The 24602-nt window shown below is 68.8% G+C and carries 24 protein-coding genes; 11 read left to right on the forward strand and 13 right to left on the reverse strand.

The window, feature by feature from the left end:
* Positions 1-12: 12 nt before the first annotated feature.
* Entirely contained in the window at positions 13-1077 is a 1065-nt protein-coding gene (locus tag ACFWUU_RS23685; RefSeq protein ID WP_380178284.1) for a class I SAM-dependent methyltransferase, read from the reverse strand.
* Between the two features lie 94 nt (positions 1078-1171).
* Here ACFWUU_RS23685 and ACFWUU_RS23690 point away from each other — a divergent pair, with 94 nt between their 5' ends.
* The 4 genes from ACFWUU_RS23690 (at position 1172) to ACFWUU_RS23705 (ending at position 7030) form a co-directional block, all read left to right on the forward strand.
* The gene (locus ACFWUU_RS23690; RefSeq protein WP_380178286.1) at positions 1172-3856 is read left to right on the forward strand and encodes a helix-turn-helix transcriptional regulator; all 2685 of its coding nucleotides are present in this window, start codon (positions 1172-1174) and stop codon (positions 3854-3856) included.
* A 10-nt stretch (positions 3857-3866) separates the two neighbouring features.
* Positions 3867-5045 carry a cytochrome P450 gene (locus ACFWUU_RS23695; RefSeq protein ID WP_137258346.1) on the forward strand — a complete coding sequence of 393 codons (1179 nt, stop codon included), beginning with the start codon at positions 3867-3869 and terminating at the stop codon, positions 5043-5045.
* 89 nt (positions 5046-5134) lie between these two features.
* A complete protein-coding gene (locus ACFWUU_RS23700) occupies positions 5135-5764 on the forward strand; it encodes a DedA family protein (RefSeq protein WP_380178288.1) in 630 nt (209 codons plus the stop codon).
* Positions 5765-5854: 90 nt separating this feature from the next.
* Positions 5855-7030 carry a hypothetical protein gene (locus tag ACFWUU_RS23705; protein ID WP_380178290.1) on the forward strand — a complete coding sequence of 392 codons (1176 nt, stop codon included), beginning with the start codon at positions 5855-5857 and terminating at the stop codon, positions 7028-7030.
* Here ACFWUU_RS23705 and ACFWUU_RS23710 read toward each other — a convergent pair.
* Complete coding sequence (locus ACFWUU_RS23710) at positions 7025-7849, reverse strand: acyltransferase domain-containing protein (protein WP_380178292.1); 825 nt, start codon at positions 7847-7849, stop codon at positions 7025-7027. The two genes, ACFWUU_RS23705 and ACFWUU_RS23710, sit on opposite strands and share 6 nt — an antisense overlap.
* Positions 7850-7898: 49 nt before the next feature.
* On the opposite strand from ACFWUU_RS23710, the gene ACFWUU_RS23715 reads away from it, so the two are divergent.
* Together ACFWUU_RS23715 and ACFWUU_RS23720 are read left to right on the forward strand one after the other, a co-directional pair.
* Entirely contained in the window at positions 7899-8717 is an 819-nt protein-coding gene (locus ACFWUU_RS23715) for an AraC family transcriptional regulator (RefSeq protein ID WP_380178294.1), read from the forward strand.
* 25 nt (positions 8718-8742) lie between these two features.
* Entirely contained in the window at positions 8743-9108 is a 366-nt protein-coding gene (locus ACFWUU_RS23720; RefSeq protein WP_380178296.1) for a VOC family protein, read from the forward strand.
* Here the strand turns inward: ACFWUU_RS23720 and ACFWUU_RS23725 are convergent.
* The 10 genes from ACFWUU_RS23725 to ACFWUU_RS23770 form a co-directional block, all read right to left on the reverse strand.
* Positions 9081-10130, reverse strand: a complete 1050-nt coding sequence (locus ACFWUU_RS23725; protein WP_380178298.1) for a WD40/YVTN/BNR-like repeat-containing protein — start codon at positions 10128-10130, stop codon at positions 9081-9083. The two genes, ACFWUU_RS23720 and ACFWUU_RS23725, sit on opposite strands and share 28 nt — an antisense overlap.
* Before the next feature lie 76 nt (positions 10131-10206).
* Positions 10207-10494, reverse strand: a complete 288-nt coding sequence (locus ACFWUU_RS23730) for a 4a-hydroxytetrahydrobiopterin dehydratase (RefSeq protein ID WP_130440185.1) — start codon at positions 10492-10494, stop codon at positions 10207-10209.
* A 36-nt stretch (positions 10495-10530) separates the two neighbouring features.
* Positions 10531-11871, reverse strand: a complete 1341-nt coding sequence (locus ACFWUU_RS23735; protein ID WP_380178300.1) for a hypothetical protein — start codon at positions 11869-11871, stop codon at positions 10531-10533.
* 30 nt (positions 11872-11901) lie between these two features.
* Complete coding sequence (locus tag ACFWUU_RS23740) at positions 11902-13287, reverse strand: MFS transporter (RefSeq protein WP_380178302.1); 1386 nt, start codon at positions 13285-13287, stop codon at positions 11902-11904.
* A gap of 29 nt (positions 13288-13316) precedes the next feature.
* Positions 13317-15290 (reverse strand): ABC1 kinase family protein, encoded by a 1974-nt coding sequence (locus ACFWUU_RS23745; protein WP_380178304.1) that lies wholly within the window; start codon positions 15288-15290, stop codon positions 13317-13319.
* A 106-nt stretch (positions 15291-15396) separates the two neighbouring features.
* The gene (locus ACFWUU_RS23750; RefSeq protein WP_137258336.1) at positions 15397-16149 is read right to left on the reverse strand and encodes a succinate dehydrogenase/fumarate reductase iron-sulfur subunit; all 753 of its coding nucleotides are present in this window, start codon (positions 16147-16149) and stop codon (positions 15397-15399) included.
* Positions 16139-18019: a fumarate reductase/succinate dehydrogenase flavoprotein subunit gene (locus ACFWUU_RS23755; RefSeq protein WP_380178306.1), complete on the reverse strand. Its 1881-nt coding sequence runs from the start codon at positions 18017-18019 to the stop codon at positions 16139-16141. Before ACFWUU_RS23755 ends, ACFWUU_RS23750 begins: the two co-directional genes overlap by 11 nt.
* 22 nt (positions 18020-18041) lie before the next feature.
* On the reverse strand, positions 18042-18842 hold the full coding sequence (locus tag ACFWUU_RS23760) for a hypothetical protein (protein WP_380178308.1): 801 nt from the start codon (positions 18840-18842) through the stop codon (positions 18042-18044).
* Positions 18842-19135: a hypothetical protein gene (locus ACFWUU_RS23765; RefSeq protein ID WP_137258333.1), complete on the reverse strand. Its 294-nt coding sequence runs from the start codon at positions 19133-19135 to the stop codon at positions 18842-18844. The genes ACFWUU_RS23760 and ACFWUU_RS23765 overlap by 1 nt, the downstream gene beginning before the upstream one ends.
* A 102-nt stretch (positions 19136-19237) precedes the next feature.
* Positions 19238-19864 (reverse strand): hypothetical protein, encoded by a 627-nt coding sequence (locus tag ACFWUU_RS23770; protein WP_380178311.1) that lies wholly within the window; start codon positions 19862-19864, stop codon positions 19238-19240.
* A gap of 49 nt (positions 19865-19913) precedes the next feature.
* On the opposite strand from ACFWUU_RS23770, the gene ACFWUU_RS23775 reads away from it, so the two are divergent.
* The 5 genes from ACFWUU_RS23775 (at position 19914) to ACFWUU_RS23795 (ending at position 24159) form a co-directional block, all read left to right on the forward strand.
* Positions 19914-20276, forward strand: coding sequence for a (deoxy)nucleoside triphosphate pyrophosphohydrolase (locus tag ACFWUU_RS23775; RefSeq protein ID WP_380178313.1), 363 nt, complete (start codon positions 19914-19916; stop codon positions 20274-20276).
* Positions 20277-20416: 140 nt separating this feature from the next.
* Positions 20417-20713: a LuxR C-terminal-related transcriptional regulator gene (locus ACFWUU_RS23780; protein WP_137258330.1), complete on the forward strand. Its 297-nt coding sequence runs from the start codon at positions 20417-20419 to the stop codon at positions 20711-20713.
* Positions 20714-20759: 46 nt separating this feature from the next.
* Positions 20760-21671, forward strand: a complete 912-nt coding sequence (mshB, locus tag ACFWUU_RS23785; protein WP_380178315.1) for an N-acetyl-1-D-myo-inositol-2-amino-2-deoxy-alpha-D-glucopyranoside deacetylase — start codon at positions 20760-20762, stop codon at positions 21669-21671.
* Between the two features lie 85 nt (positions 21672-21756).
* Positions 21757-22275: a flavin reductase family protein gene (locus tag ACFWUU_RS23790; protein WP_233715102.1), complete on the forward strand. Its 519-nt coding sequence runs from the start codon at positions 21757-21759 to the stop codon at positions 22273-22275.
* Between the two features lie 111 nt (positions 22276-22386).
* Positions 22387-24159: a VanW family protein gene (locus tag ACFWUU_RS23795; protein WP_380178317.1), complete on the forward strand. Its 1773-nt coding sequence runs from the start codon at positions 22387-22389 to the stop codon at positions 24157-24159.
* On the opposite strand, the gene ACFWUU_RS23800 is transcribed toward ACFWUU_RS23795, so the two are convergent.
* Positions 24156-24593 (reverse strand): type II toxin-antitoxin system PemK/MazF family toxin, encoded by a 438-nt coding sequence (locus tag ACFWUU_RS23800; RefSeq protein ID WP_380178319.1) that lies wholly within the window; start codon positions 24591-24593, stop codon positions 24156-24158. The genes ACFWUU_RS23795 and ACFWUU_RS23800 overlap by 4 nt on opposite strands.
* Positions 24594-24602: the final 9 nt, after the last annotated feature.

A 24602-nucleotide genomic window follows, 5' to 3' on the forward strand; every position in this document is an offset into this window, starting at 1 on the left:
TGAAGTAATCTGTCAAGGGCGCACCTCGTACACCAGGTTGAACGGCGTCTGCGCGACCGTCCGGAACCGGCCGAACCCGGCCGCCTTCGTCACGTCCTGGATCCGCGCCGGACCGGCCTGCGTGCCGAGCGCGAGTCCGACCGGCTGGGACAGCGACGCCGGCGTGCACAGCAGCGTCGAGAAGCCGTAGTACGCCCGCCCGACCGGGTTGAGGTTGTCCTCGACGCGATCGCCGGCCATCGGCTCGACCAGCATCCAGGTGCCGTCGGGCGCCAGCGCCTCGCGTACGTGCCGGGCCGCGCCCACCGGATCGCCCATGTCGTGCAGCGCGTCGAACGTCGTCACCAGGTCGAACCCGGACCCGCTGAAGCTGTCGGCCGGCGAGACCTCGAACGACACCCGATCGCCGACTCCCGCCTCCGCCGCACGCAGCCGGGCCGTCTCGATCGACGCCTGGTGGTAGTCCGAGCCGATGAACGTCGACCGCGGGAACGCCTCCGCCATCAGGATGGTCGACGAGCCGTGCCCGCAGCCGATGTCGGCGACTGTGGCGCCGCGCTGCAGCTTCTCCACCACGCCGTCGAGCGCAGGGAGCCAGTTCGGCAGCAGATTCGCGTTGTACGACGGCCGGAAGAACCGCTCGCACCCGACATGCACGTCCGACGTGTGCTCGTGCCAGCCGACTCCGGCACCACTGCGCGCCGCCTCGATCGTCTCTGTCGTGTGCTGCAGCGTGCCGAGCGCGATCTGGAAGAAGCCGGGCAGGTACGCCGGGCTGCTCGGATCGGTCATCGCCACGGCGTGCTCTGGTGGCAACGTGTAGCGACCGGTGCTCGCGTCGTACTCGACGATCCCGCCTGCGGCTTGGGCGTTCAGCCACTCGCGCGTGTAGTGCTCGTCGGTGCTGGTCCGCTCGGCGAGCTCGGACGGTGTGGCCGGCCCTTGATCGGCAAGTGCCTGGTAGTAGCCGAGTCGGTCGCCCATCACGACCAGCCCCGCGTTCAGCGTCGCCCCCACCTCGTCCACAGCCTTGAACACGAAGCCCATCAGCTTGTCGGCGTCGATTGCAACAGTCATTTGCTTTGCCCCCTAATGGTTTGCGTACGCCGAAACCTAGGCAGCGTGGACGGACCATCGCATCAGGTGGGCCCCCTGGTGCACACTGCGAGACATGCTCATCGGGCGGGACGCGGAGCGCCGGGTGGTCGAGCAGCTGGTCGCGGGGGCGCGGGTCGGAGCGGCTGGGGTGCTGCTCGTCACCGGTGAGCCGGGCATCGGCAAAACCAGCCTGCTCGACGAAGCTGCCGCGCTGGCCGGTGGACTCCGGATCCTGCGAGCCCGTGGCGCCGAAGCCGAACGCGAGGTCCCATTCGCGGCGCTACTCCAGCTACTGCGACCGGCCCTGTCCAGCCTCGACCGCATCCCCGTCCCACAGCAGTCCGCGCTCGCATCGGCCCTGGCCCTGAGACCCGCGACCCCAGCGGACCGCTTCGCAGTCGGCGCCGCCACCCTCAGCCTCATCTGCCGGTACGCCGAAGAAGCCCCACTCGCACTCATCATCGACGACGCCCACCTGCTCGACCGCCCGTCTGCAGAAGCACTGTTGTTCGCCGCACGACGCCTGGTGGCCGATCCGATCGTCATGCTGATCGCAGCCCGCGCCCACGAGCCGCACCCACTAGAGGCCGATCTCCCACGGCTGCAGCTGGATGGCATCACCCTCGAGGCCGCCCAGCAGCTCGTGCAGCACCTGCCAGGCGATCTGGTCGAGCAGCTCTACCAAACCGTGGCAGGCAACCCGCTGGCCCTCCTGGAGCTCGCAGACGACCCGGACCGCCTGCACCGTACGCCGCCCGGCGTTCCGCTCCCGGTGCCGACGATGCTCGCAGAAGCCTTTGTCAGCAGGGCAAACCGACTCACCCCGGCCGCTCGCACCGCACTGCTCGTTTCGGCGATCGACGACTGCGAACTCGGTGCCGTGGCACGCGCCTGCGCCGAGCTGGGCGTTGACGTTGCAGTGCTCGAAGAAGCCGAGGCGGCCGGGCTGGTCGCGATCCGCGACGGTGAGGTCGTCTGGCGGCACCCGCTGGTCCGCTCCGCGATCTATACGAGTGCCGATCCGGCAGAACGACGTACTGCGCATCGCGCGGTGGCTCGTACTACGCCCGACGAGGACCGGCGGGCGTGGCACCTGTCCGAGGCTGTCCTCGGCGCTGACGACGAGGTCGCGGCCGGACTGGTCGTCGCGGCCGAGCACGCCGCTGCTCGCGGGGCGCATGCGGTCGCGGCGACGGCGTACGAGCGTGCTGGGCGACTGAGTCAGGGGGTGCAGGACCGCGCGCTGAGGTTGGTGGACGCTGGGGAGGCGGCGTGGTCGGCTGGACTCGCGGAGCGCGCAGAGGCGTTGCTTGCCGACGCGCTAATGCTCCAGCCGCCGCTGTCGGTGAAGCTCCGGGCGCAGGAGATTCGTGGGGACATCGAGGTGAAGTGTGGCTCGCCACGCCGGGCTCTCGACATCCTCGTTGCAGCGGCCGCGGAGTGCACCGACCCGGAAGTCGCCACCGGACTGCTCGCTGACGCGGTCGGAGCGTGCTTCCGGCTGTGTGATGCGGCGGCCGGCCTGGGGGTCGCACACGAGCTGGATCGCCTCCGTCCAGCGCTCGAGCGGCCTGGTCCACGGATCATGGGCATGCTGGCGAGCGGTGTGGCGAAGGTGCTCGCCGGGGACGGCGGGATGGATCAGATCCGTGCGGCGATCGGCCTGGAGCCGTCGGACGAGTTGGACCGTGACCGTCGCCGCCAGGTCTGGATGGTGCTGGCCGCGCTGTTCCTGCGGGAGACCGGCACCGGCCGGGAGATGCTGCAGCAGGCGATGCTCGAACGGCGTGAGCAGGTCGCTCTCGGGACGCTGCCCGGCCTCCTGTTCGTGCTGGCCCGTGACGACGCGACGACAGATCGCTGGGCCGATGCGGAGACGTCGTACGACGAGGGCATCCGGCTGTCCCGTGAGACCGGTCAGACGACCGAGCTGGCGATGAACCTGGCCGGCATGGCGTGGCTGTGGTCGCACGAGGGCAGAGCGGAGTGCCAGGAGCTCGCTGCGGAGTGCCTGCGGATCTGTGCCGAGCAGGAGATCCACCTCGGGACGCTGTGGTCCTTGTTCGCGCTGGGCGACCTGGAGCTCGGGCGTGGCGATCCGGCGGCGGCTCTGCCGCAGTACGAGCGGCTGGTCGACGTACTGGCCGAGTATGGGTTGAAGGATCCGGACCTGTCGCCGGCGCCGGAGCTGGTCGAGGTCTACCTGCGGCTGGGGCGTGTCGACGATGCGAAGCGGGTCGCGGACGAGCACTCCACGCTGGCTGAGGCTAAGGGCCAGCCGTGGTCGCTGGCGCGGGCAGCGCGGGCGCGTGGTGTGGCTGGTGACAGCGAGGAGGACTTCCTCCTGGCGCTCAGTCGCCACGAGGTGACGCTGGACGCGTTCGAGCTGGCCAGGACGCGTCTGGCGTACGGCGCGTGGCTGCGGCGGGTACGGCGGCGTGTCGACGCGCGCACGCAGCTCCGACTCGCTGTGGAGGGCTTTGACACCCTCGGCGCGCTCGGCTGGGCCGACCAGGCCGCAGCGGAGCTCAAGGCGACCGGTGAGACCGCGCGGCGTCGAGTGCCGAGCACAGCTGACGAATTGACTCCCCAAGAGCGGCAGATCGCCGTACTGCTCGCAGACGGTCACAGCATCCGCGAGGCCGCCGCCCGGCTCTTCCTGAGCCCGAAGACCGTCGAGTACCACCTGCGCAAGGTCTACACGAAGCTGGGCATCCACTCCCGTACGGAGCTCGCTGAGCACCTGGGTCGAACGTAGGCTGGCTCGCATGAGGCAGCCGTTCACGGAGACCAGCGGAATCGCCCGGCATTGGGGCTTCGAGGATCTAGCGGCCAAGGGACCCGTTCAGCGGCTCACGCTGTTCACCGGCGTCCCGGTCTGCCTGATCACCGGGTACGCCGAGACGCGCGAACTGCTCGCTCATCCGGACGTGGTCCGCTCGCCGCTCGACGGGCCGCACCGCGACACGATGATGGACGACCTGATCAACCGCACCGAGCGCCACATGCTCGGCGCGAACCCGCCTGATCACACCCGGCTGCGCAAACTCGTCACGGCCGCGTTCACCCGCCGCCGGATCGACGCCCTCGAGCCGCGGATCCGCGAGATCGCGACCGGTCTCCTCGACCAGATGGCTGCGGGGGACCGCGTCGATCTGGTCAACGCGTACAGCTATCCGCTGCCGATCACGGTGATCTGCGAGCTGATCGGCATCCCGCCAGTCCGCCGTGAGGACTTCCGCCAGTGGTCCTCGGTGTTCGTGAACGCGACCATGCACACCGCCGAGGAGTACATCGAGGCGACCACGCTGATGCTGGACTTCGTGCACGAACTGATCGTGCAGAAGCAGCAGGCGCCGACCGACGACCTGCTGTCGGGCCTGATCGCGGCCCGCGACGGCGGCGACCGGCTGAGCGAGGACGAGCTGACCTCGATGATCTTCCTGCTGCTCGCGGCCGGCCACGAGACCACAGTCAGCCTGATCACGAACGGCGTACACGCCCTGCTCCGGCACCCTGACCAGCTGGAACTGCTGAAGGCCGAGCCGGACCGGCTGCCCGCGGCTGTCGAGGAACTGCTCAGGTACGACGGCCCGCTGCAGGCCGCGATCCCGTACATCGCGCAGGCGCCGATCGACATCGCCGGGAGCCGGATCGAGGCCGGCGAGGTGATCGTGTTCGCGCTGCTGCCGGCGAACCGCGACCCGCGGAAGGTCGAGCGGCCGGACGAGCTGGACATCACCCGACCGGACTCCGCGCACCTCGCCTTCGGGCACGGGATCCATCACTGCCTCGGCGCGCCGCTGGCCCGGCTCGAGGGCCGGATCGCGCTCGGAATGCTGTTCGAGCGCTTCCCCGACCTCCGCCTGGCCGAGCCGGAGCGGGACCCGGTCCGCACGCCCGGCCTGCTGATGAACGCGATCCGCGAACTGCCCGTACAACTCTGACCACAGCCCGGCGTCATGCCCTGAACATCGGGTGAAATCACAACCGTGGGATTGCGGCGATGTTGGCGCGAGGTGGCATCCTTGCCCAGGTGACAGAGTTGATGGAGGTCGCGCGCCACCTGCTCGGCATTGCGATGGCCTCGCATTGGCTGCTGCTCATCTTGTTCATCGCCGCGACGGTGGACGCGGTGTTCCCGGTCGTGCCGAGCGAGGGCATGGTCATCACCGCCGGCATGGCCGCGGCCGCCGGCCACCAGAACCTGCTGCTGGTCATCGCGGTCGCGATGGTCGGCTCGGTCATCGGCGAGTCCATGTGCTACTTCATGGGCCGTGGTTCCGGACCGGCGCTGCATCGCTGGATGAAGCGCCAGGAGCGCCGCCAGCAGCTCTACGACAAGGTGTCCGGCGCGCTGCATTCCCGCGGCGGGCTGATCCTGATGACGGTCCGCTACATCCCCGGCGCGCGGATGGTCGCCACGCTGACGGCGGGCGCGACGCGGTACTCGTTCAAGAAGTTCATCGTGTTCACGTTCTTCGGCGTGACGATCGCCTACACGTACGTCGCGCTGCTCGGCTACCTGGGCGGCGACGCGTTCGCGCACGACCAGTTGAAGGGGCTCGCGTTCAGCCTCGGCCTGGCCGGGGCGATCGGGCTGGTCATCGAGACGTCCCGCCGGATCGCGGTCAAGCGCCGCGCGGCGAAGATCACGAGCGCCTAACGATCGACCCCTGGGTTTCCGCCCAGGCGCGTGTCCCGGACCAACCTTCGGCGGTGCGCATGCGTCAGTAGAGGCGTGGTGAGGCCTGGGGTGAACCTCGTGGGCGCCGCGCTCGTTGTCGCGGCAGTCCTGGCCGGCTGCGCCGACGTACCCCTCGAAGGAGCGTCGTCTCCTGGTACGACGCCCTCGCACAAGCCGAGGCCCACCGCAAAGCCGACCGCGAAACCCACGCCGACACCCACACCGTCAGCGACGCCGACCCCGAAGCCGAGCTCCACGCCGACCTCGAAGCTCCCCGCCGCGGCCCCCGTCCTGCGGTCGTTCCCGGGACGCCTGCCGACCGGCAAGCCGCCACTCTTCGTGGTCGTCTCCTTCGACGGCGCCGGCGACCTCGCACTCTGGGCCCGCTGGCGCGCCGTCGCCAAGCAGGTCAACGCGCGGATGACGTTCTTCCTCTCCGGCCCGTACCTGTACCCGGGCGACCACCGCACCGACTACAAGCCGCCGTACCACCAGCCCGGCGCCTCCGACATCGGCTGGGGCGACGCCGCCACCGTGCTCGGCCGCACGAAGGTACTGCGGGAGGCGATCGCCGAGGGCCACGAGATCGGCACCCACGCGAACGGTCACTTCTGCGGCAAGACCGGCATCGGCCGCTGGACCACCTCGCAGTGGACCGCCGAGCTGGGCGCGTTCGACCGGATGGTGCGGACCGGGCCGACGCTGGCCGCGGGTAAGACCGTCGAGCCGCCGTTCGACCCGTCGACGGTCAAGGGCATGCGGACACCGTGCCTGGAGGGCAACCGGCCCGCGTACCGGCAGGCGATGGTGCAGCGCGGCATGCTGTACGACGCGTCCGCGCCCGGGTACATCAGCTGGCCGAAGAAGCAGAACGGGCTGTGGGACTTCCCGCTCGAGTCGGTGACCCTGGCCGGTACCAGCAAGAAGACGCTGACGATGGACTACAACCTGTGGTTCGCCCAGACGCAGGCGCGGAAGGCTCCGCTCGCCCAGGCGCCCGCGCTGAAAGCACAGGTGCTTGCGACGTACCGGCAGGCGCTGGCGAAGTCCCGGGCGAGTGGCAACCCGCCGCTGTTCCTCGGCAACCACTTCAACCGCTGGAACAACAGCGTGTACTCCGATGCGTTGACGGACTTCGTCAAACAGACCTGCACTCAGCCCGACGTGCGCTGCGTGTCCAACATGGAGCTGGCGAGCTGGCTGGCGAAGTACGGCGTACCTAGCGGTCAGAACCGCCCGTCATAGCCTCAGGTAGCCGAACGCGCTCTGCCAGGTGCCGCCGTCCTTGATGCGGCTGACCACGAGCCGCTGCAGCCGGGTGTCCTGCGGGAGCTCGTCCAGGTGGTCGGTGCCGTGGGTGCGGAAGGTGAAGAAGATCGCGCTGTCCTGGCTGTCGGTCGGCGTCCCGTACGGCGTGAAGCGGCGGCCGAACTTCACCATGTTCGAGTCCTGCGGCAGGTTGTCGAGCAGGTACGGGTCGATCAACCAGGACCACAGGGTCAGGGTGTTCACCGGGTGGTCCGGGAAGTAGCGCGGGAAGAAGTCGCGGGCCTGCGCGAGGCTGTCGTCGACCAACTCCGGCGTCAGCGGACCGGTCTCCGGGATGTGCGCGCCGATGACCCACTCGCCCGGCTCGACGCCGGGGACGGGCTCGTCGGGCGTGAGCTGGTAGAGCATGTACTGCAGCCGGCCGAGCGCATAGATCTGGCCGTTCCAGAAGTGCCGCAACCACCAGTGCGTCTCGAGGCCGTAGTCGCCGTGGGTACGGCGGTTCACCTTGAGCTGCTGTCCGAGGTCGGCGAGCGAGGCCCAGCTGATCTCGTCCGGGATGCCCCGCTCGGCGTGGAACCGGCGGATGTCCGGCACGGTCTCGAGGAAGGCCTGGACCGAGTTGCGCGGGTCCTCCGGCATCCGGAAGGCCGGCTCGCTGCCGAGCTTCCCGACTCCGGCGCGGATCTGGTCAGCGAGGTCTTTGACCGCTGCCTGGTCCGGGGAGAATGCCTCGGCGGCGTCCCGGTCGATGTCGGCAAAACCCAGCAGGCGGTACTCGTCGGCAGTCGTCACTTCTCAACGGTAACCGATGTAAACGGGCCAGAGACTTACGATTCGCGTCGTGGGCTACCAGCGCTTCCCGGCACCCGACGTTCTGACCGATGTGATCGACCACGTGTGGCTGGTCGACTCCGCACCGCTGCCGTCGCTACGGCAGGAGATCCTGATCCCGAACGGCCGCCCCGGCCTCGCGATCGCGCTCGCCGACCCCGGCACCCGGCACGATCCGGTGACCGGGGCCGAGTGGCCGAACGCGGCGTCGGTCTTCGGCATCATGACCCGGCCGCAGGTGATCGCCCAGGTCGGTACGTCGAGCTACGCCGGCGTCGAGTTCACGCCGTGGGGGCTCGCAGCGCTCGGCCTCCCCGCGCTGGTCGACGAGGTGCGGGGGTTGGCGGACTGGGTCGGTCCGGACACCGCGGCCGGGTTGGTGGCGGAGTTGCGGTCGGAGCCCTTCGGGTCGGCGCGGGCCGAGCGGCTGGCAGGCTTCCTCGCGGCTCGGACGGCGGCTACAGCCGTCCCGCCGATCGTCGCCGAGGCGGTCCGAGCCATCGACGAGTTGCGCGGCCAGGTCGCCGTCGCCGACGTCGTACGGCGGTGCGGGACGTCGTACAGCACGTTGTACCGGGTGTTCCGGAAGTACGTCGGGATCGGGCCGAAGCAGTACGCCGAGATCATCCGCTACTACCACTTCGTCGGCGGGCTCCTCGGCGGCCCGGCGGATGCGGCCGCGACGTTGTCGGCGCTGCACGGGTACTACGACCAGGCGCACGCGGCGCGCGACTTCAAGCGGTACACCGGTGTCAGCGCGACGTCGTTCCTCGCCGTGCAGAACGGGATCGCGGCGCTGATGCACGGAAGATCCGTCCAAGACGGATGAGCGACCGACCGGCAGGATCAGGGCCATGGGACGCATCATTCATGTCGAGATCGTTGCCGACGACCACAATCGGGCCGCGGAGTTCTACAGCAAGGTGTTCGGCTGGCAGGTGACGCCGGTGCCGGTGCCGGACGGCTACCTGCTCGCGGAGACCGGGCCGGGAGAGGGCATCGACGGCGCAATCATGAGCAGTCGGTACCAGTCGCAGCCGACCATCGCCTGGATCGAGGTCGACGACCTCGAGGCGACGCTGGAGGCCGCCCGAGGGGCAGGCGGCACTCCGACCGGCGACATCCAGGAGCTACCGGGCATCGGCCGCCTCACCTACCTCCGCGACACCGAAGGAGTACTGATCGGCCTCCGTCAACGCTCCTCGGCGAGGCCCAAGTAAAGGATCTTGGGGTTGGAGGGGTTGAAGGCCAGGGACGGGATGCCGTCGTTGCGGTTGTGCTGCTTCGACAGGTCGCCGGTGGACGGGCGGAAGCGGTAGAGGTCAGCGCCGAAGTTGGCGAACGACGTGCCGTAGCTGAAGTAGATGAGGTCGGGGTCGACGGGGCTGGCCCACATCTTGTTGCCGTTGATCAGGTCGGCTCGGCTCTGATCCAGGACCTCGTGGAACTTCTGGCCGCCGTCGGTCGACTCCCAGATGAAGCGGGTCGCCCGGTCCCGGTCGTACCCCTCCATCCATACCTTCGACGGGTCGGCCGGCGAGATGGTCAGGCTGAAGGCGTTCACCCGCTCCACCGCCCGCGACCGGATCCAGCTGCGGCCGCCGTCGTACGTGACATAGACCCCGTCCGACATCACACCGAGGACGACGTGATCCGGGTTCCGCGGGTCCACGACGGCGTCGTACACGAAGAGATCGCGAGCAGGCAGTACGCCGGTGCGCTGCCACGTCACGCCGTCGTCCGAGGAGTCGTACAGCTGCCCGTCACCAGCAACGACACGCAGCCGACCGGCCCGCGCGTCCAGTGCAGCCAGACCGCCTCCCTCGACCGGCCCGAGCACACTGGTCACCCGAGAGCCGTGCACGCGATGGATGGGCTGGTCGTTGACGCTGTAGATGTACGCCGAGTCGCCCGGCCCGGGCTGCACGTCGTACGTGCTGAGGTCGTCGGGCGCCTTGTCGAGCAACTGCCAGCTGCAGCCGGCGTCGCTCGAGCGCTGGATGGACTGCTTGCCGATGGTGATCAGCGTGTTGGGCTCTTCGAGGGTGGCGACCTTCGCGTACGTGACGGCGCGCAGCTTGCCGGTCGTCGGCGCCAGCGTCTCCCCGTCGGACTCGGTGATCGTCACCGAGCCGTCGCCGTACACGGTGTCGCAGTGCGGAGCGTTCCAGAACCAGCCGGGGTCCGCCTGGGACGGGACCAGTGCAAGCAGGACGGTGAGAGCACTACCTAGGGCGGTCATGCCTTAGATTCAAGGCGTTTCCGGGCATGCCGGACCAGCGCTTGTCCTGGCGGACAAGCGTCATGACGGGAACAAGTCAGCCGGCGGCGGTGTCGATGTGTCGCGCCAGCACCAGGTCGTCGTCGGTGATTCCACCGGCGTCGTGGGTGGTGACCCGGAACGTGATCGTGGTGTAGCGGATGTCGATGTCCGGGTGGTGGTTCATCGACTCTGCCAGCTGCGCGACGGTCGCCACCAGCCGGATGCCGTCCAGGAAGGCAGGCGCCTTGACCTCGCGGACCAGTTCCTTGTCCACGACCTTCCACTGCGGCAGGTGGTCGCGGATCGCCAGATCGATCTGGTCGTCGGTCAAGAGCTCAGCCATGCGCTCACTCTAGCCCTGCCCGAGTACCGCCAACGCTCAACTGCCGGAGTTCTTGAGGCGCTCGTCCAGGAGTTGGTAGACCATCGGCGGTCGACCGACCTTGCGCGCCGCTCGGGTTGCAGGCATCGGCCAGGCCAGCCCGCTGTCGACCAGGCCGCGCAAGGTACGCCGGGCGGTCCGCAGCGTGACGCCGAGGATGCCCGCCACCTGCTCCGCATCCACCAGCCGCGCCTCGTCGCCGGTTTCGTCGAGGCTCTGGACCAGCATCCGCAACGTCTCCAGGTCACGCGTCTCGTCCGCCACCGGCGCGGCCGTCGCCTCGGCATCGGACTCGGCCGGCAGCTTGAGCACCAGGTCGTCCGACCCGACCAGGTACGCCAGGTCGCCGGTGTCCGCGGCCGCCATCGCCACCGCGCGGTACGCGTTGTTCTCCGCCTCCAGCGTGGACCGGCCGAGGCCGATGCCCACCTGCAGGTCCAGGTTGAGCGTCTCGCGGACCCGGGCCAGGAACGGCGCGGTCTCGAGGTCGCCGGTGATCGTCCGCAGTGAGCCGAGCGTGGTGATCACCAGGAAGCTGGTCTGGTCGTGGGGCAACACGATCGCGTCCATGCGGCGGGCGTCGTGCAGCAGCTCGTGGTGCAGCGACAGCTTCAGCTCCTGGTACCAGTACTGCGCCGGGCTGGTCCGTGTCGGCAACGCCGAGTCCGGCACCTGGGCAATGACGATGGCGATCCGCGACCTGGACAGCCGAGCGCCGCTGCCGGTGAGGATCGCCGCCCGCAGCGTCTCCCGGAGCGTCTGCGTCGACGGCCGCATCAGCACGGTCGGTACGCCGTCCGCCTCGAGCGACTCCGCCACGCCGGCGATCGTCGTCACCGCGCCGACGGTCCGGCCGGCCTTGAAGAGCTTGCTGTGGAACGCCAGGTAGTCCGCCGGCTCGAGCTCCTCCTGGTACGGCTGCACGCGGACGGCCTGAACCGGCAGGGACACCTCGGCGTAGCAGTCCTCGACGTCCTGCTCCGTCACGGAGTCCACGCTGATCCGTGTCGGATCAAAGGCCGACGTCGCCCGAACCAAGGCCGCGTGCAGTGCGGCACTGCCGGGCGGTACGAACACCGCCGGGACGGACAGGTCGCCCTTGGCCATCGTGAGGTCGTACGGGAGCGGTCCGGCGAACAGCAGTACGTCGACGCGCTCCATCACCTGCCGCGCCAGCTGCGGCGCCTCGCTCTCGTGCCGGTACACCGCAGGCTCGACGCGCAGTCCCGGCGTGCTGCTCTGGCGCGCGACCGAGACCATCCGGCGGACGAAAGACTCTCCGCCGATCAGACCGACCGCGACCTCCTCGTAGCGACTGCCGGTGCCCTGAACCGCCATGACCGCACTGTAACCGCTGGACTCAGGAGCTCAGGCCCGGCGGCACCGCGGCGCTGCCAGGAAGCCCAGCAGCGCCAGTACGCCGCCTGCCGTAACGATCGAGCCGAAGACCCACGGGCGCGGGTTGTCGGAGTTGAAGGCCAAGAGCGTCCCGCTGATCGCCAGTCCGGTCGCGATGCTCATCGTCGCGGCCATCTGTCCGGCGCTGCTGTTGCGGCCGGAGTTGCTGTGGTCGGACAGGTCCAGAGTGAGGACGGACAGGCTGGACGAGCTCAGCCCCATGCCGATGCCTGCGAACCCCCAGCCGATCAGACCGATCCAGGTAGTCCCGTTCGTCCATGCCAGCAACGAGGTGACGAGCAGTCCGATCGCCATGAAGGCCAGCCCGGTTCGCAGTACGGTGACTCGCTCGATCCCGTGCTCCCGGCCCTGCAGCCACGAGCCGAACGCCCAGCACACTCCGGTGATCGACAACGTCACGCCGGCCTTGGACGGGCTGAAGTGGTGCTCCAGCGTCAGCAACAACGGGAGGTACGCGCCGGACACGGCGAAGGCAGCACCGCCCAGTGCGCGTACTGCGACCACCGCCGGGAAGCCACGTCGGGCAACGAACATGCCCGCGGGCATCACGCGTACGGCGGCCCGCGCGAGTACCGCGAGCGCCACGACGACCGCCGTACCGCTGATGATCGGGTGGGCCTCCAGGTGGTCGCCGGCCAGCGTCATCGAGAACAGCGCGACCGACGCTGCGAGGGCCCACGGGAGTGCGGCTCGCCAGGCCTCGAGCTCGGCGATGTCGTCCGCGGTCCGTTCTGGCGCGGTCGCGGTCGCCGACTGACGCATCGCCGGTCCGAGCAGCAGCCAGCTGGGGACGAGTAGGACGATCGCGCCGAGGAAGACCCAGCGCCAGCCGAACTGCTCGGTCACCACGCCGGTCAGCACCGGTCCGAGGACGGACGGCAGGATCCACATCGCGGCGAACAACGAGAACATCCGGGGCCGCAGTACGGCGGGAAGCGCGCGGGCCACGAGCACCACCAACGACACGTCGAGCAGTCCCTCAGCCAGACCGCTCAGCAGCCGGCCGGCGACGACCATCGGCATCGCGGTCGCGGTCCCGACCAGCAATTGAGCGAGGGCGAACGAGATCGCACCCGCGCGCAGGGTCGGGATCGGGCCGCGGCGGTCGGACCAGAGGCCGGCGATCGCGAGCGAGATCAGGTAGCTCGCGTTCGGCGCCGCGTTCGCGAGACCGAAGCTGCCGAGCGCGTCGAACTCGCGGACCATCGTCGGCAGCGCCGTACCGACCGCGCGGTTCTCGAAGGCGCCAAGGGTGACCAGCCCGATCACCCCGAGCACCAAGGGCAGGTGTTGGCCGGTGAACAGCCTGGGGCGGGACTCAGTGGTGGTGGACATGAAGGATATGGTCGAAGTTCAAGTTAGGTTTAAGTCAAGTGGCGTGGCAGGCGGAAGATCAGCACCAGGACGCGGAGCACGAGCACCGCGCAGATCACCAGCAGGTTGTAGCCGATCAGTTGGTAGAGCGTCATCGACGTCGTGACCTGCGGTCCGCCCGGCGTACCGAGCAGCAGCACGGCCATCAGACCGGCGGTCGCGCCGAGGATCGCCAGCAGGGCTTGGTGAAGCAGACCGGTGACGTGCCGGCGGTCGCGTTCGTCGGCGAGCAGTCTGACGTTCACGCCGAGCCGCCCGCTCTCCGCGGCGGCCGCGATCCGGTCGATCCGTCGCGGCAGCCGTCGCAACATCGGCAGCAACGAAGCCAGCTCCTCGGTCGCCGTACGGCGTAATGCGTCCGGCGCAAGGCGATCCGTGACATGGGCCGCGGCGAACTGGCGCGACGCGGCAACCAAGTCGAACCCGGGGGAGATCCGCGAGATCGTGCCCTCGATCGTCGCCAGCGCACGGAACACGGCGGCCACCTCGGGCGGTACGCCGAGATCGTGCGACGTGATGATCTTGAACAGGTCGTTGAACATGGCCGGTCCGAGCGTGACCCCGGCCGCGAGGTGCCGGGTCATGAACTGTCCGACGGCACGCTCCAGCGCACGCTCGTCGATGACGTCGGGGCGGTAGACGATCTCCAGGAGTGCATCGGTCGCGGAGACCGGGTCGCCGTGATCGATCGCCAGCAGGAAACGCTGCAACGCGTCGCGGGTAGCGGGATCGAGGCGGCCGACCGAGCCGAGGTCGAGCATGCCGATCCGGCCGTCGGCGAGCAGCAGGAAGTTGCCCGGGTGCGGGTCGGCGTGGAAGACGCCGTCGATCGCGACCTGGCCGAGCAGACACTCGAACAGCGAACGGCCGAGGCGGACCGGATCGAGGCCGCGATCCGCGATCGCCTGCCGGGCGTTGCCGAGACCGATACCGTCGAGGCGCTCCATCGTCAGGACGCGGCGGGTCGACTGGTCCGGATACAGCTGCGGTACGACGAGATCGTTGCTGGAAGCAATGGAACGGCCGGCCGCGACCGTGGTCATGTTGCCGGCCTCGACGGTGAAGTCGAGCTCCTCCCGCATCGCGTCCGCGAATCCGTCGGCGAGCGCGCGAACACCCATCGAGCGGCCCCAGTCGGTGTTCCGTTCGAGCAGCCGGGCGAGACGGCGGACGATGTCGAGATCCCGGTCGACGATGCCCGCGATACCGGGGCGCTGGACCTTGACGACGACCCGAGGGCCGTCGGGCAGGCGGGCGGCGTACACCTGAGCGACCGAGGCGGCGGCCAGCGGTTCGCTGTCGAAGTCGGCGTAAAGCTGATGGGGTGGGCCGCCGAGCTCCTCGGCCAGGACCTGCTCGATCTCCGGCCAGGGCGCGGGGGAGACCTGGTCCTGCAGCCGACTGAGCTCGGTGGCGACCGTGCCCGGGATGATGTCGCTGCGAGTCGACAGGACCTGGCCGAGCTTCACGAACGTGACGCCGGCCTCATCGAGCGCGAGCCGCAGCGAACGGGCCAGGTCGGCCTGGCCTGCGGCGTTCTCCCGGCCGGGGCGTCGGCGGCCGCGGAGGTACGGTCCGAGGCCGTGCTTGATCGCGATCCGGAGGATCTGCAGGTACCGCCGGGTGCGGGCGATCCGGCCGCTCACGTCCCGGCGCAGATCGCGGGCCCGAGGCAACGATCCGGTCGGTACCAACGCTTCGGCCAGGACCAGGAACACCAGCCCGGCGAGCATGGAGAACAGCGTCGTCAGCACCAGGAACGCGATCGCCGCACCGTTCGACCCGGTGTACGGCGGCTTGCCGACCAGCGCGTTCGCGATCGGGCTGAACAGACTCAGCGTGATCGCGGCGGCCAGCACCATGCGCACCACCCCGAACCGCACGCCCAGCAACCGCTGCGCGACCGGCACGAAGATCACCAGGAACACACCCAGGCTGAACAACCCCGCGACCACAACGTCCATGCCCGGAACGATAGGGGCCGGACCAGGGCGCTGGGCTCCCCCACACGGGGGAAAACAGCAGGACCCTGGAACCAGGGTCGGTTCCAGGGTCCTCGGGCTGACTACCTCAGGCCGGGCGGCGGCGAATCTTGTTGCCGAGCCAGACGATCGGGTCGTACTTGCGGTCGGCGACGCGCTCCTTCATCGGGATCAGCGCGTTGTCGGTGATCTTGATGTGCTCGGGGCACACCTCGGTGCAGCACTTGGTGATGTTGCAGAAGCCCAGCCCGTGCTGGTCCTGGGCCGCGTGCTGCCGGTCGGCGGCGTCGAGCGGGTGCATGTCCAGCTCGGCCACCCGCATCAGGAACCGGGGACCGGAGAACGACTCCTTGTTCTCCTCGTGGTCCCGGATCACGTGGCAGGTGTCCTGGCACAGGAAGCACTCGATGCACTTGCGGAACTCCTGCGAGCGCTCCACATCGACCTGCTGCATCCGGTACTCGCCCGGCTTCAGGTCCGCCGGCGGCTTGAAGGCCGGGACCTCGCGCGCCTTCTGGTAGTTGAACGAGACGTCGGTGACCAGGTCCCGGATCACCGGGAACGTGCGCATCGGCGTGACCGTGACGACCTCGTCCTCGGCGAACGTGTTCATCCGGCACATGCACATCAGCTTCGGCATGCCGTTGATCTCGGCGCTGCAGGAGCCGCACTTGCCGGCCTTGCAGTTCCACCGGACCGCCATGTCCGGCGTCTGGGTCGCCTGCAGCCGGTGGATGACGTCGAGGACGACCTCGCCCTCGTTCACCTCGACCTCGTAGTCCTTGAGCTCACCGCCTTCAGAGTCACCCCGCCAGACGCGGAATTTTCCCTTATAGCTCACTCAGCAACTCCTCTTCGGTCAGGTACTTCTTCAGCTCGTCGACCTCGAACAGGCCCAGCAGGTCCTCGCGCATCGGGATCTGCTGCTCCTCGGTCACGTTCACACGGCCCTCGGCGTCGAGCTTGCAGACCAGCAGCTTCTTGCGCCACTCCGGCGACATCTCCGGGAAGTCGTCGCGGGTGTGACCGCCGCGCGACTCCTGCCGCAGCAGCGCCGCACCGGCCACGCACTCGGACACGGTCAGCATGTTCCGCAGGTCCAGCGCCAGGTGCCAGCCCGGGTTGAACTGGCGGTGACCCTCCACCGTCATCTTCGCGATCCGGCCGCGGAACTCGGCCAGCCGGCCGAGCGCGCGCTCCATCTCCTCTTCCTTGCGGATGATGCCGACCAGGTCGTTCATCGACTGCTGCAGGTCCTGGTGGATCGAGTACGGGTTCTCGCCGCCCTCGAGCTCGAACGGCGCCAGCGCCTCGGTCGCCGCCGTGTCCACATCGGCCTCGTCGATCTTCGGCCGCTCCTGCAGACCGTCGACGTACGTCGCAGCGCCCATGCCGGCCCGCCGCCCGAACACGAGCAGGTCGGACAGCGAGTTGCCGCCGAGCCGGTTCGAGCCGTGCATGCCGCCCGCAACCTCACCGGCCGCGAACAGACCCGGCACCGTCGACGACGCGGTGTCCGGGTCGACCTCGACGCCGCCCATCACGTAGTGACAGGTCGGACCGACCTCCATCGGCTCCTTGGTGATGTCGACGTCCGCCAGCTCCTTGAACTGGTGATGCATCGACGGCAGCCGCCGGGTGATCTCCTCGGCCGGCAGCCGGGTCGACACGTCCAGGAACACGCCGCCGTGCGGCGTACCCCGGCCGGCCTTGACCTCGGAGTTGATCGCCCGCGCGACCTCGTCCCGCGGCAGCAGCTCCGGTGGGCGCCGGTTGTTGTCGGCGTCCTTGTACCAGCGGTCGGCCTCTTCCTCGTTGTCCGCGTACTGCGCCCGGAACACGTCCGGCACGTAGTCGAACATGAACCGCTTGCCCTCGGAGTTCTTCAGTACGCCGCCGTCGCCGCGGACCGACTCCGTGACCAGGATCCCCTTCACCGACGGCGGCCAGACCATGCCGGTCGGGTGGAACTGGATGAACTCCATGTTGATCAGCGTCGCGCCGGCCCGCATCGCCAGCGCGTGCCCGTCACCGGTGTACTCCCAGGAGTTCGAGGTGACCTTGAAGGACTTGCCGACACCACCGGTCGCCAGGACGACGGCAGGTGCGTCGAACAGGATGAACCGGCCGGACTCACGCCAGTACCCGAAGGCACCGGAGATCGCCTCGCCGTCCTTCATCAGCTCGGTGATCGTGCACTCGGCGTACACCTTGAGGTTGGCCTCGTAGTCGCCGGTGGCCTCGAAGTCCTCCTGCTGCAGCGAGACGATCTTCTGCTGCAGGGTGCGGATCAGCTCCAGGCCGGTGCGGTCGCCGACGTGCGCGAGCCGCGGGTAGGTGTGGCCGCCGAAGTTGCGCTGGCTGATCCGGCCGTCGGGCGTGCGGTCGAACAGCGCGCCGTACGTCTCCAGCTCCCAGACCCGGTCGGGAGCCTCCTGCGCGTGCAGCTCGGCCATCCGCCAGTTGTTCAGGAACTTCCCGCCGCGCATCGTGTCGCGGTAGTGGACCTGCCAGTTGTCGTTGGAGTTCGCGTTGCCCATCGCGGCCGCGCAACCGCCCTCGGCCATCACCGTGTGTGCCTTGCCGAACAGCGACTTGCAGATGATCGCGGTCTTCTTGCCCTGCTCACGGGCCTCGATCGCCGCGCGCAGGCCGGCGCCGCCGGCCCCGATCACGACGACGTCGTAGGAGTGTCGTTCCAGCTCAGTCATAAGTCTTCTTCAGATCCCGGGGTCAGTTGATGATGCGCAGGTCGGAGAACCATCCGGCCGAGAGGGCCATGATGTAGAAGTCGGTGAGGATCACGGTGAACAGCGACGTCATCGCGAAGGTGCCGTGCTTCGGGTTCAGCTTGGACACGAAGGTCCAGTACCGGTAGCGCAACGGGTGCTTGGAGAAGTTCTTCAGCCGGCCGCCGACGATGTGCCGGCAGGCGTGGCAGGACAGCGTGTACAGCCACAGCGCCACCAGGTTGATCCAGATGATCACCGTGCCGAGGCCGATGCCGAAGCCGCCGTCCTTGCCGTGGAAGGCCTGGATGCCGTCGTAGACGTTCAGCAGACCGAAGACCAGCGCGCCGTAGAAGAAGTAGCGGTGCAGGTTCAGCGCGACCAGCGGGAACTTCCGCTCACCGGTGTAGTTCTTGTGCGGCTCGGGCACCGCGCACGCGGCCGGCGCGAAGAACAGCGACCGGTAGCCCGCCTTGCGGTAGTAGTAGCAGGTGCCGCGGAAGCCGGCCAGGATCACGAACGTGATCAGGCTGAACGGCAGGAACCGCGGGAAGTTGCCGAACCAGGTGCCGAGGTGGCTGGAGCCTTCGACACAGCTGCTGGTGACACAGGGCGAGTACAGCGGTGTCAGGTAGTGGAACTCACCGACCCAGTACCACTTGTTCATGAAGATCCGGATCGTCGCGTAGACGATGAAGAACAGCAGGATCACGCCGATCCGCAACGGCGCGAGCCACCATCGATCCGATCTCGCGGTCTTGAGGCCGATCTGTGCGCGGCCGGGGCTGCTTACTCCGGTGGCCATCAGGGAGCGTGCCTGTCAGGCGCGCCGAAGCCTTCATGCTCCGCGTCTGTCCACATGGACGCGTCATACTCCACGTCGGGAATCTCCTCGAGTTCCTCCGGAACGGGTCCGGGCCTGTGCCTGGGGTCGGGCGGGCCGAGCTCTGCGAGATCGTCGCTCAGCCGGGCCACGTCGGACACCAGGCGGCGAATGCCGAGGGTGTCACCGTACTCCTGGCTGAGTTTGCCGACGGCAGCGTGTAGCCCTTCGAGTGCGCGAGCGACCGCGGCAACGCCGCTGTTGCCTTCAGCCATGCCGACTCCAGTGATGGTTATGTTGCTGTCAGTATGGGCACACTTTGCCCCCGCCGAGCGCCCATTGGAAGACCCCTCGGCACGGCGTGTTTCCGGTTAGGGTTACCTCAGTTGCGACCGTGCCGACGGGTGGAGTAATGGAGCGAATCCGGCCTTCAGCACAAGAAGATTCGCCGGTGGAGTCAGCGTCTCGACCTGCTGCAGACCGGGCGGTCTCAGCGCCTCGCCGTACCCCTCCCAGGACCACGGCAGCACCTGCTGCTCGAGCACCAACGCCGGTCTCCCGTCGAACCGCACCATCGCGCCGTCCGGCAGGTCGGCGAGGTCCTGGACGGTCGTCCGCTGTCGTCGGGTCCGCGACTCGACCCGCTGGCTGTGCAGTACTGCGTCCATCTCGGCGGCTCGCGGGCGCTCGGCCTGACCTTGGGCCCACGCCCCGGCGTACAGCAGGAAATCCCTGCGTCGGCAGTAATGACACGGGCGATGGCCGGCCGCCAGCGCGACGGCCTCGTCGAAGAAGAACAGCGCCGTCCAGCGTCCGGGCGGCATCGGATCGCGCCGGATCCCCTTCCAGTCAAGGACGCAGCAGATCCACGCCTTCGAGCGCCAGCGGGTCGTGCCCAGGCGGCGGTCGGGCGAGTGCAGGCTGCCGCGGTTGCCCATCAGCAGACCGCGGCCGGGGTCGGCGACGATCTCCTGGGTGGGCAGAACCCTGTTCTGCAACGGCATACCGGCATCATGTCGGACGCGGCGGACAGTTTCTGGCAGAGTCGCGACAATGCAGACAGTTGTTGGAGTCGCCGTCGTACGCGACGGCCTGGTGCTGGCGGCGTACCGGCCCGATGGCGGCTGGGAGTTCCCGGGCGGCAAGGTCGAGCCGGGGGAGACCGACGAGCAGGCCGCGGTCCGGGAGATCAGCGAGGAGCTCGACCTGGAGATCAAGGTCGGCGACTCGCTCGGGCCGGGCGTGGACATCTCGGCGGACTATCGCCTGCACGTCTATCTGGCCACGGCCGTCGCCGGAGATCCGGTACTGCGGGAGCACTCCGAACTGCGGTGGTTCGCGCCGGCCGAGCTCGACGAGAACGACTGGCTGGAGCCCGATCGCCCGTTCGTACGGGCCTTGCGCAAGCAGTTGTGAGTGGCGGAACTCACACTGCACCCCGCCAGCAGAAGGTGACGCACCGGAACTGTATGGGTGGTTTGTATGGGTTGTACCTGGTGAGTGGTCTGACCCGGAGACGAGAATCCTGCCCTGAGACTTCTGGGGAGGAGTGAGGTATGTCGGTGTTTCCGGCAGTTCCCGTGGTGCGAAGAGAAGACTTCGCGCCGGAGATCGTCTGCGAGGTGTACGAGCTCGGGTCGCACCGGCGGAGCCCTGCGGCGGTCAAGGAGCTGACCAGCCGGCAGGTCACGATCGGCCGGATGATGTCCACCGGCGCGAAGGATGCCGCCATCGCGCGGGAGCTGGGCCTGTCGTTGCGGACGGTACGCGCGGAGATCGGCGCGTTGATCGCGGGACTCGGCGCCAAGTCGCGGTTCCAGGCCGGGTGCCTGCTGGTCCGCCGCTTCGGCTGAGCGGAACTGAACGGAAACTGTCCGGCGGCCGACGTAGGCTTTCGGCATGGTTGAGCTTGCTGAGCGCCGGCTGATGCTGGTGCACGCCCACCCGGACGACGAAACCATCAACAACGGTGCCACGATGGCGCGCTACGTGGCTGAGGGCGCCCACGTCACGCTGATCACCTGCACCCTCGGTGAGGAGGGTGAGGTCCTCGTCCCCGAGCTCGCCCACCTGGCCTCCGACCAGGACGACGCGCTCGGCGAGCACCGGATCGGTGAGCTCGCCAACGCGATGGCCGAGCTCGGTGTCACCGACCATCGCTTCCTCGGCGGCGCGGGCAAGTACCGCGACACCGGGATGATCTACAACGACGAGGGCAACGCCGACGTCCCGCACGAGACCCGCAAGGACAGCTTCTGGCAGGCCGACCTGGTCACCGCGGCGAACGATCTGGTCCCGATCATCCGCGAGCTCCGGCCGCAGGTCCTGGTCACCTACGACCAGTGGGGCAACTACGGCCACCCCGATCACATCAAGGCCCACCGCGTCGCGACGTACGCCGCCGACCTCGCCGCCGCCCGGTCGTACCGCGAGGACCTCGGCCCGGCCTGGGACATCCCGAAGATCTACTGGACGGCGATGGCCGAGTCCCGGATGCGGTCGCAGCTCCGGATGCTGCGCGACGCCGGCGACGAGACCACGTTCGAGGGCCTGGACCCCGACGGCCCGATGCCGCCGATGATCACCCCCGACCGCCTGATCGACTGTGTGATCGACGGCGAGCAGTTCGTCGACCGCAAGATGAGCGCGATGAAGGCGCACGCCACCCAGATCACCGTCGACGGCCCGTTCTTCGCCCTGTCGAACAACCTCGGCAACCAGATCTGGGGCTCCGAGCCGTACCGGCTGGTCAAGGGCACCGCGGCACCCGGCCCGGACGGCGTCGAGCACGACCTGTTCGCGGGCCTGTAGACGTATTGCGGGTCCGACCTGTGAGGTGACCGTTCCCACACGCTCGGTTGAGGCATCAACCTTCCGGCAGGCATAACCTGCAGTGGTGTCCTCATCCGAGCCCAGTGGGAGCGTCCCGCCTGCGGAGTTCCGTACTGCGCTCGGGCGGTTCGCGTCGGGGATCACGATCATGAGCACGCTGCAGGACGGCGTCGCGCATGCCATGACCGCGAACGCGTTCACCTCGGTGTCGCTCGATCCGCCGTTGGTGCTCGTCTGCGTGGACAAGGGTGTGCGGATGCATGCCGCCGTACTCGATTGCGGGTATTGGGCGGCGTCGGTGCTGTCCGGTGCGCAGCGGGAGATCGCGGAGCGGTTCGCGCGGTCCGGCCGGGATCTGTACAGCCAGTTCGACGGCATCGCGACGACGGCCGGCCCGAAGACGGGCTGCCCGGTCGTCGACGGCTCGCTGTCGTGGCTCGAGTGCCGCACCTGGGCGACGTACGACGGGGGCGACCACACGATCGTCGTGGGTGAGGTGCTGAGCCTCGGCACCGGCGAACCGGCCGACCCGAGCGCGCTGATCTACCACTCCAGTCACTACCGGAATCTCCCGGGAAACTGAGCGTTACCGCGGGGCAACCAGGGGCTGCCCCGGCGGTCGGAGGACCCTCTCGCGTCCCGTAAGATGTGCGCTTGTGCCTTGACCACGGCTCGAGCAGGAGGACTCTGTCCGGTGGGGAGAAAGCAGCTCGCGGGGATCATTGCCGCCGCGGGGCTCGGTGTGCTCGTCGTGGGGTACGGGGCGGCGTTCGCGTTCGCCGGAGACAAGATTCCCGGTGACACGACCGTGCTCGGGATCCCGATCGGCGGTCTCTCCAAGGACGCCGCGAAGACCAAGCTCGAGACCGGTCTGAAGGACCGGATCGCGGCTCCGATCGCGCTGAAGGCGGGCGAGTCGAAGTTCACGGTCGCCCCGGCTGACGCCGGCCTGACGGTCGATGTGGACGCCACCGTCGACGCCGCGGGAGCGGGCCGCAGCCTGTCCCCGGCCCGGATCTGGCACGCGCTCACCGGTGGGGACGCGGTCGCGCCGGTCGTCGAGAAGGACGACGCGAGGCTCAAGGCTGCCATCGACAAGCTTTCCGCGCAGGTCAACCGGCCGGCCACCGAAGGCACGATCACGTTCAAGGGCACCGAGCCGGTCACGCATCAGCCGGCACCTGGACTGCAGCTGGACGCCGCGAAGGCGCCGGCGGCCGTGGTCGCGGCGTACCCCTCGAACGGCGATCCGAAGGACCTGCCGGTCGGCGTGACCCAGCCGAAGGCCGGGACCGACGCGATCAAGAAGGCGCTCACGGACTTCGCCGAGCCGGCCATGTCCGGCCCGGTCCGGCTGACCGTCGGCTCCAAGTCGGTCGAGCTGCAGCCGGCCGAGATCGCGCCGGCGCTGACGCTGACCGCACAAGAAGGCCAGGTCATCCCGTCCCTGCGGACGAAGCTGCTGGAGCCGTTGTTCCAGCAGCGCTTCAAGACCCTCGAGACGCTGCCGAAGGACGCGACGGTGCAGATCGTCGGCGCCGGGCCGAAGGTGGTCCCGGCGATCGACGGCATGGTCGTTGACCGGACCAAGGTCGGCGCGGCGATCCTGGCGATCCTGCCGAAGCCGACCGGCGAGCGGCGGGCCGCCGTACCGCTGACGCCGACCAAGGCGACGTTCACCACCGAGCAGGCAACGGCGCTCGGGATCACCCAGAAGATGGGCGAGTTCCAGACCCAGTTCCCGCACGCGCCGTACCGCAACACCAACATCGGCACGGCCGCACGGAAGATCAACGGGACGCTGCTGAAGCCGAACGAGACCTTCAGCCTGAACAAGATCGTCGGCGAGCGGACCAAGGAGAACGGGTTCACCGAGGGCTACATCATCAGCGGCGGGAAGTTCGAGAAGGACCTCGGCGGCGGCGTCTCGCAGTCCGCGACGACGACGTTCAACGCGGCCTTCTTCGCCGGGCTGAAGGTGCTCGAGCACAAGGCGCACAGCGTCTACATCTCGCGCTACCCGGTCGGCCGGGAGGCGACCGTCGCGTGGCCGAACGTCGACCTGAAGTTCCTGAACGACTCGGGCCACGGGATCCTGGTTCAGACGATCTTCAAGCCGTCCACCCCGGGGAACTCGGGCAGCATCCGGGTGATCATCTGGGGTACGAAGGTCTGGGACATCACCGCGGGCCAGTCGGCGAAGTCGAACTTCCGCCAGCCGGTCGTCCAGTACAACCCCGCGGCCGGGTGCGAGGCGCAGGCGCCGACCGCCGGCTTCGACATCACGATCTTCCGGTACTTCGCGAAGAACGGCGCTCGGGTCAAGACCGAGCAGTTCACCACGAAGTACAACGCCGCCAACGACATCCGCTGCGGGCCGAAGCCGGGCACCATCCCGACCCCGCCTCCCGGCGGCACCACCACGCCACCGGGCCGCGTCAAGCCACCGACGAAGCCGGCCAGCTAGCTCCGGTGGAGCTGGTGAAGTTCGGCCGCCACCTGGTTGAACAGCTCTTCGTCGATCACGGCGCCTTCGCGGCGTACCTGCTGCGGGTCGATGCGTAGCACCCGGTCGAGGCGGATCTCGCTCGGCCGGTGCTCCTTGTCCCAGGCCCCGCTGCCGATGTCCATCCACACCCGGCCCCAGCGCGCCTCGTCGGCGGCGTCGCGGTCGTGGTCCTTGCTGGTCAGGATGAGCGCCAGCAGGTAGACGCCGTCCGAGCCGACCACCAGCACGGGCCGGTCCTTGCCCCGGTGGTGGTCCTCCTCGAACGGCACCCAAGTCCAGACGATCTCGCCCGGGTCGGCCACCCCGTCGTCCGGGTGCGGCTTGTACTCGACATGCACGGTCCCCTCGAAGTCCCCGGGGTACTCCGGACGCTCCACCACGTGATCCGCCATGGCACCCGA

It is taken from the genome of Kribbella sp. NPDC058693, assembly GCF_042715335.1.
Lineage (GTDB): Bacteria > Actinomycetota > Actinomycetes > Propionibacteriales > Kribbellaceae > Kribbella > Kribbella jiaozuonensis.